Origin of the sequence: Pseudomonas sp. PsB, from assembly GCF_043658375.1 — a bacterium.
GTDB lineage: Bacteria > Pseudomonadota > Gammaproteobacteria > Pseudomonadales > Pseudomonadaceae > Aquipseudomonas > Aquipseudomonas putida_Z.
This window is the reverse complement of record NZ_JBIGLU010000032.1, coordinates 42,861-49,201: the sequence shown is the minus strand read 5'-3', so window position 1 is coordinate 49,201 and position 6,341 is coordinate 42,861. Positions and strand designations below refer to the sequence as shown.

Below are 6,341 nucleotides of genomic sequence, written 5' to 3'. Positions count from 1 at the left end.
AGGCCGAGGGCAGCCATGCCGGCGGCATCCACATCGAGATGACCGGGCAGAACGTCACCGAATGCATCGGCGGCGCCTGAACTGTCGCGCGCTTAGAAGCAAAAGCCGAAACGAGCAAGAGCAAGAGCAAGAGCTGCTGCCACGCTTGGCATCACTTACTCAGCGGATCATCCCAGAAATGCCGCTCGGCCTCCTGCTGGATATCCGCCCGGCTCAACCCCAGGTCGTGCAGGGTCGCATCACTCAGGCTGGCCAGTTCCTGGCGCTGGCGGTACAGCTGCAGCCAGCGCGCCGGGCGCTGCAGGGCGGCATGCCACAGGTGGTTCAGGGAAAAGGCAGGTTGCTGGATGCTGCTGACATGACCTTTCATCGTGAAGCCCTCCGTGTTGATGGCTCCAGTCTCCTGCCAGGCATAAGATCAATCCAACGAATGTTTCTGATGCCATGCATCTCGGAGATTGATGCAATGTCCCAGTACCAGAGCCTCGATGCGGACGTACTGCGCACCTTCGTGGCCATCGCCGAGCAGGGCGGCTTCACCCGCGCCGGCGAGGTGGTCAACCGCACCCAGTCGGCGGTGAGCATGCAGATGAAACGCCTGGAAGAAGACATTCTGCAGCGCCAGCTGTTCGAGCGCGACGGCCGCCAGGTGCGGTTGACTGCCGAAGGCCAGGTGCTGCTCGGCTATGCGCGGCGCATCCTCAAGTTGCATGGGGAAGTGTTCAACACCCTGCGCATGCCGCACATGGTCGGGGTCGTACGCATCGGTACACCGGACGACTATGCCATGCGTTTCCTGCCGACCATCCTGTCGAGCTTTGCCCAAGCCTACCCACTGGTGCAGGTGGAGGTGCATTGCGACTCCTCCAAACAACTGATGCTGCGCCAGGACCTGGACCTGACCATCGTCACCCGTGAGCCGGGTAACGAGATTGGCCAGCTGCTGCGCCAGGAACGCCTGGTCTGGGCCGCCGCGGAAGGCTTCTGCCCGCAGGAGCAACGCCCCATGCCGGTAGCCTTGTTCAACACCGACTGCTTCTGCCGGGCCTGGACCTGCAATGCCCTGGAGGCCCAGGGCATCGACTACCGCATCGCCTATACCAGCCCGAGCCTGGCAGCGATCTTCGCCATTGTCACCGCTGGGTTGGCGGTGACCGCACAGCTGCAAAGCCTGATTGGCGGGAATATCCGCATTCTGGGCGAGAGCGAAGGGTTGCCGCAGTTGCCGGTGGCCAATGTGATGCTGGTGCGCAGTACCCAGAACCCTTCGCCGATCACCGATTGCATGGCCGACTACATTGTCGAAGGGTTCAAGTGAGCCGGGGCTGCTGCGCAGCCCATCGCGACACAAGGCCGCTCCTACAAGGGCACGCGATCCCCTGTAGGAGCGGCCTTGTGTCGCGATGGGCCGCAAAGCGGCCCCAAAATCTCAAAGCTCGAACCCGAGCATCACCGCACACCCCACCAAAAACACACAGAACATCGCCCGCAACACCTTCTCCGGCAACGCATGGGCCAACTTCACCCCCCAGCTGATACTCAGCAGGCCGCCCACCGCCAATGGAACCCCCACCCCCCAGTCAACACTGTGGTGCACCCCATAGGTCACCAGGGTTACCAAGGTACTCGGCGCCGCCAGCGCCAGCGACAGCCCCTGCGCCACCACCTGGGTGGTGCCGAACACACTGGTCAGGATCGGCGTGGCCACCACGGCCCCACCCACCCCGAACAAGCCGCCCATGGTGCCGGCAAAGCTGCCCAGTACACCCAGCCACGGCCAGGCATAGCGCAACTCGGCGCTGGGCGGCGTCACCTTCATGAACATCCGCGCCACGTTCCACACCGCCAGGGCCACCAGGAAGCCGACAAAGCCCAGGCGCATGGATTGCGCATCCAGCCCCACCGCCCAGATCGACCCCAGCCAGGCGAACACGAAACTGCACAGCGACAACGGCACCGCATGGCGCAACTCGATGCGGTTACGCTGGTGATAACGCCACAGCGCCAGCAGCACATTGGGCACTACCATCACCAGCGCCGTGCCTTGCGCCAGTTGCTGGTCCAGGCCGAACAGCACGCCCAGCGCCGGAATCGCGATCAGCCCGCCGCCAATGCCGAACAGGCCACCCATGGTCCCCAGGGCTGCGCCCAGCACGATATACAACAACCACTCGATCATCAGGGGCCTCATCCGCCTGTACACATAATGCGAGCATGCTAACGATTGCGGGCTGGCGGGGAAACGCACAGCAGCGCACAATGGCTGTGCGTTTTTCGCAAAAGCAAGGCAGCCATGAGCCCCGATACCCTGACCGACCAGCTAAGCCTGTTCCTCGATGTGCTGGAAACCGGCAGCTTTTCTGCCGCCGCCCGCCGCCACCCGCTGACCCCGTCCGCCGTGGCCCGGCGCATCGACAACCTGGAAAGCGCCGTGGGCAGCCGCCTGTTCACCCGCAGCACCCACGCCGTGCGCGCCACCCCTGCAGGCAACGCCTTTGCCGAACGGGCCAGGCGCATCATCGAGGAGCTGCGCCTGGCCCGCGCCGAAGCGGTGTCGCTCAGCAATGCCCCCGAAGGCCTGATCCGCATCGACGCCCCGGCCGCATTCGGCCGCCGCCACCTGGCCCCGGCCATCGCCGATTTCCTGGTCGCCTACCCGGGCCTTGATGTGCAACTGCGCCTGATCGACAGCTTCGTCGACCTGCATGGCAGCCACCTGGGCGAGGTCGACCTGGTGCTGCGCGCCGGCCCCCTGGCCGACACCCGGCTGGTCGCCACGCCATTGGCCTACATGGTGCGCATCGCCTGCGCCAGCCCGGCCTACCTGGCCAGCCGCGGCATGCCCACCTGCCCCAGCGAACTGCCCGGGCACGACGGCCTGGACTGGGACGGCCTGGCGCCGCCATTCGCCTGGCGTTTCAACGTGGCCGGGCAAACCCGCCTGTACCGCCCCTCACGCATGCGCATGGCCGCCAACAACGCCGAAACCCTGCTGTTCGGCGCCCTCGCCGGTTTAGGCATAGCCCACCTGCCCACTTGGCTGATCAGTGAATACCTGCTGCGTGGCGAGCTGATACCTTTGTTTTGCGACGGTGGCTTGCCCCAAGCGGAAACCAGCGGTATCTACGCGCTTCGCCTGGAACATGAAACGAACTCTCGCAGCCGTTTGCTGCTCGAATTTCTCAAGAGCCGCTTCAGCCCGATTCCACCCTGGGACCTGGCCTTGCGCAGTGAACTGCGCGAATAAAGCGCGCACTAACGATCCGCGTGCCAGACTTTCCCATTGATTACCTTCAAGGACCTGCATGAACGCCAACACCCAAGCCTCCTGTGACGAGCTGCTGCTGGACAACCAGGTCTGTTTCGCCCTGCACTCCACCTCGTTGCTGATGACCAAGGTCTACAAACCGCTGCTGCAGGCCCTGGGCCTGACCTACCCGCAGTATCTGGCCATGCTCGTGCTGTGGGAGCACGACGGCCTGACCGTAGGCGAGATCAGCCAGCACCTGCTCACCGACCCCGGTTCGCTGACACCGCTGCTCAAGCGTCTGGAGAGCGAAGGCCTGCTGCAGCGCAACCGCAGCCGCGAGGACGAACGGGTGGTACTGGTGCAGCTGACCGACAAGGGCCGCGCCTTGCAGCAGCAGGCCAAAGAAGTGCCGCAGTGCATCCTCAAGGCCAGCGGGCGCAGCCTGGAACAGCTGCAACAACTGCAGGCCGACCTGCTGGCGCTGCGCGAGAACCTGCAGAAAACCCTCTGACAGCTATGCTGTGCGATGGCCGTTCAGATGAACGGTGATGATTTATCTTGCGCACTAACTAATTGCGCGCTAATTTAAATCCCACACCAACCCGCGCCCTCCTCCAGACGGGGAGCGCACAGCACATTAGCGAGGCTCAAGATGCAAAAGGTCACTCCGCTGTACATCGCAGAAGCTACCTCCACCGGTGGGCGCGACGGCAAATCCCGCTCCAGTGACGGCAAGCTGGTAGTCAGCCTGAGCACCCCCAAGGAACTGGGCGGCGCAGGCGGTGACGGCACCAACCCCGAGCAGATGTTCGCCGCCGGTTACTCGGCATGCTTCATCGGTGCCCTGAAGTTCGTGGCCGGGCAGGAGAAAAAAGCCCTGCCGGCGGACGCCTCGATCACCGCGAAAGTGGGCATTGGCCAGATTCCAGGTGGTTTCGGCCTGGACATCGACCTGCACATCAACCTGCCGGGCCTGGCCCAGGCCGATGCCGAAGGGCTGGTGGAAAAGGCGCACAAGGTGTGCCCGTACTCCAACGCCACCCGCGGCAATGTGGATGTGCGCCTGCACGTGACCGTGTAAGGCTGTGGGAGCGGCCTTGCGTCGCGATGGGGCGCGAAGCGGCCCCGGAATCTCGGGTACACCTTGATATTGCCGGGGCCGCTTTGCGGCCCTTTCGCGACACAAGGCCGCTCCCACAAAAGCAAGAGCAAGAGCACGCATCGAGATCTGCAGGAATCGCAGGCACAAAAAACCCGGCCTAGGCCGGGTTTTTTGCGTTTCACAAGAAGGATTACTTCTTGGAACGGCCTTTGAAGCTGTTGTCGCGAGTGTCGATATCGATCCACTCGTCGATCTGGATGAAGTCGGCAACCGAGATCTCGGTACCGTTCTTCAGCTTGGCAGGCTTCATCACCTTGCCCGAGGTGTCGCCGCGTGCAGCGTTCTCGGTGTAGACAACCTGGCGGCTGATGGTGGTCGGCAGTTCAACCGATACCAGGCGGCCTTCGAAGAACACGGCTTCGCAGACGTCTTCCATGCCTTCTTCGATGTACGGCAGAACGGCTTCGATGTCCTCGGCGTTCAGTTCGTACATGGTGTAGTCGGTGGTGTCCATGAAGGTGTATTCGTCACCGTTGATGAACGACAGGGTCGCTTCTTTGCGATCCAGGATCACGTCGTCCAGCTTGTCGTCTGCACCGTAGACGGTTTCGGTCTTGTAGCCGGTCAGCAGGTTCTTCAGCTTGGTCTTCATGATCGCGCTGTTACGGCCCGACTTGGTGAACTCAGCTTTTTGAACCAGCCACGGGTCGTTGTCGATCCGCAGGACGGTACCGGGTTTCAGTTCTTTACCAGTTTTCATTACGAAGTATCCGAATCTGGATGGATTTATAAAAATCGAGGCCGCGTATCATAGCGAATTTCGGTAAAAGTGTACTAGCGCTGTGGCAAGGTCCGGCTGAGCGGCCTGTCGCGCTGCCCAAAGCCGGGCATGCTGCTGCAGTTCCGGCCAGTGCTGGCGGGCCGCCTGCCAGGCCTGGCCCATGTCGCGGTCCATGTTCCAGGCACGCCACAGGCCAAGCAGGGCAGCATCGGCATCGCCTGACAACCCGTGTCGATAATGCGCCAGAAACGCTTCGAGCTTTTCCCAATGGGCATTCTCGTCCTGCACGTAGATGTGCCACAGCATCGGCTGCCCGGCCCACTGCGCGCGCACGAACGAGTCTTCGCCGCGCACGGCATTGAAATCACAGCTCCACAGCAACCGGTCGTAGTCATCCTGGCTGACGAAAGGTAGCACCTGCACGGTCAGCGCCCCTCGCTTGCGCAAGCTGCCCACTTGCAGGGCCGCCTCGCCAAGCCACTGGCCGAGCCCCGCGACAACGCGCCCTTGCGGCACCAGCAGGTGGCAAGGTTGCTCGCCTGAGGCCAGGGCATCAAGCCAGTTGCCCAGTTGCGGGTTTTCGTAAGCGAAGAGGGAAATCAGCAACGCCCCCGCTTCAAGGTTTACGCCAAGCCCCTGCAAGAAGGCCTGCCGTGCGCCTTGCTGGAACGCATCACGCCGCGCCAGCAGCGAGCCCTCGCGCAGCAGGCCACCGGTCTTTTCGGTAAAGCCGGGAAAGAAAAATACCTTGCGCAAGCCATTGGGCTGCGGCGAAGGCAAGCCATGGCAGCCCTCCACCCAGTCCTCGGCACTGAGGTATTCGAGGTTCAACCACAGCGGCGGCGTGGCGCGAGCACGCATTGCCTCTACATAAGCTGCTGGCAACTGGCAGGCGAAGGCACCGATTACCACATCAGCCGGCGCCACCGGCAACCAGGTCACCGGCCACTGGCGCACATCCACACCGTGCTGCCACTGCTGCGGGGCGGTGGCATCGGCCCCGGGGCACATGGGCGTGAACGCATTGAGGTCATCCACCCACAGGCGCACTGCCAGGCCGTGCTCGGCCACCAGCTGCCGGGCCAGGCGCCAGGTCACGCCTATATCGCCGTAGTTGTCGACGACGCTGCAGAAGATGTCCCAGGTGGCTTTCATGTGCCCTGCCCTCGCCCAGCGGGAAAACCGCGCATTCTGCGCATAAATTGTCG

The 6,341-nt window shown here is 63.1% G+C and carries 8 protein-coding genes and 1 pseudogene; 5 read left to right on the top strand and 4 right to left on the bottom strand.

The features are described 5' to 3' along the window. A pseudogene (locus ACGLHT_RS25305) lies at window positions 1–77 on the top strand (3-deoxy-7-phosphoheptulonate synthase); the annotation flags it as partial. 74 nt (window positions 78–151) lie between these two features. On the opposite strand, the gene ACGLHT_RS25300 reads toward ACGLHT_RS25305, so the two are convergent. After that, a complete protein-coding gene (locus tag ACGLHT_RS25300; protein ID WP_003260420.1) occupies window positions 152–370 on the bottom strand; it encodes a DUF1127 domain-containing protein in 219 nt (72 codons plus the stop codon). Between the two features lie 96 nt (window positions 371–466). Here ACGLHT_RS25300 and ACGLHT_RS25295 point away from each other — a divergent pair, with 96 nt between their 5' ends. Next, a complete protein-coding gene (locus ACGLHT_RS25295) occupies window positions 467–1,318 on the top strand; it encodes a LysR substrate-binding domain-containing protein (RefSeq protein ID WP_061552405.1) in 852 nt (283 codons plus the stop codon). Window positions 1,319–1,429: 111 nt separating this feature from the next. On the opposite strand, the gene ACGLHT_RS25290 is transcribed toward ACGLHT_RS25295, so the two are convergent. Then, window positions 1,430–2,179, bottom strand: coding sequence for a sulfite exporter TauE/SafE family protein (locus tag ACGLHT_RS25290; RefSeq protein ID WP_025338180.1), 750 nt, complete (start codon window positions 2,177–2,179; stop codon window positions 1,430–1,432). 114 nt (window positions 2,180–2,293) lie between these two features. Here ACGLHT_RS25290 and ACGLHT_RS25285 point away from each other — a divergent pair, with 114 nt between their 5' ends. From ACGLHT_RS25285 to ACGLHT_RS25275, 3 genes are all read left to right on the top strand, one after another. After that, window positions 2,294–3,247 carry a LysR family transcriptional regulator gene (locus tag ACGLHT_RS25285; protein ID WP_025338179.1) on the top strand — a complete coding sequence of 318 codons (954 nt, stop codon included), beginning with the start codon at window positions 2,294–2,296 and terminating at the stop codon, window positions 3,245–3,247. A 58-nt stretch (window positions 3,248–3,305) separates the two neighbouring features. Then, entirely contained in the window at window positions 3,306–3,761 is a 456-nt protein-coding gene (locus ACGLHT_RS25280; protein WP_025338178.1) for a MarR family winged helix-turn-helix transcriptional regulator, read from the top strand. Window positions 3,762–3,902: 141 nt separating this feature from the next. Then, on the top strand, window positions 3,903–4,331 hold the full coding sequence (locus ACGLHT_RS25275) for an organic hydroperoxide resistance protein (protein WP_013971531.1): 429 nt from the start codon (window positions 3,903–3,905) through the stop codon (window positions 4,329–4,331). A gap of 211 nt (window positions 4,332–4,542) precedes the next feature. On the opposite strand, the gene efp is transcribed toward ACGLHT_RS25275, so the two are convergent. Beyond that, window positions 4,543–5,112, bottom strand: a complete 570-nt coding sequence (gene efp, locus ACGLHT_RS25270) for an elongation factor P (RefSeq protein WP_013971530.1) — start codon at window positions 5,110–5,112, stop codon at window positions 4,543–4,545. 48 nt (window positions 5,113–5,160) lie between these two features. Then, a complete protein-coding gene (gene earP, locus ACGLHT_RS25265; RefSeq protein WP_274120089.1) occupies window positions 5,161–6,288 on the bottom strand; it encodes an elongation factor P maturation arginine rhamnosyltransferase EarP in 1,128 nt (375 codons plus the stop codon). Window positions 6,289–6,341 lie beyond the last annotated feature (53 nt).

Bases quoted from the DNA above. Each gene is read 5' to 3' on its own strand.
- ACGLHT_RS25295 (WP_061552405.1), top strand. From the start codon at position 467: ATGTCCCAGTACCAGAGCCTCGATGCGGACGTACTGCGCACCTTCGTG.
- ACGLHT_RS25290 (WP_025338180.1), bottom strand. From the start codon at position 2,179: ATGATCGAGTGGTTGTTGTATATCGTGCTGGGCGCAGCCCTGGGGACC.
- ACGLHT_RS25275 (WP_013971531.1), top strand. From the start codon at position 3,903: ATGCAAAAGGTCACTCCGCTGTACATCGCAGAAGCTACCTCCACCGGT.
- earP (WP_274120089.1), bottom strand. From the start codon at position 6,288: ATGAAAGCCACCTGGGACATCTTCTGCAGCGTCGTCGACAACTACGGC.
- efp (WP_013971530.1), bottom strand. From the start codon at position 5,112: ATGAAAACTGGTAAAGAACTGAAACCCGGTACCGTCCTGCGGATCGAC.
- ACGLHT_RS25285 (WP_025338179.1), top strand. From the start codon at position 2,294: ATGAGCCCCGATACCCTGACCGACCAGCTAAGCCTGTTCCTCGATGTG.
- ACGLHT_RS25300 (WP_003260420.1), bottom strand. From the start codon at position 370: ATGAAAGGTCATGTCAGCAGCATCCAGCAACCTGCCTTTTCCCTGAAC.
- ACGLHT_RS25280 (WP_025338178.1), top strand. From the start codon at position 3,306: ATGAACGCCAACACCCAAGCCTCCTGTGACGAGCTGCTGCTGGACAAC.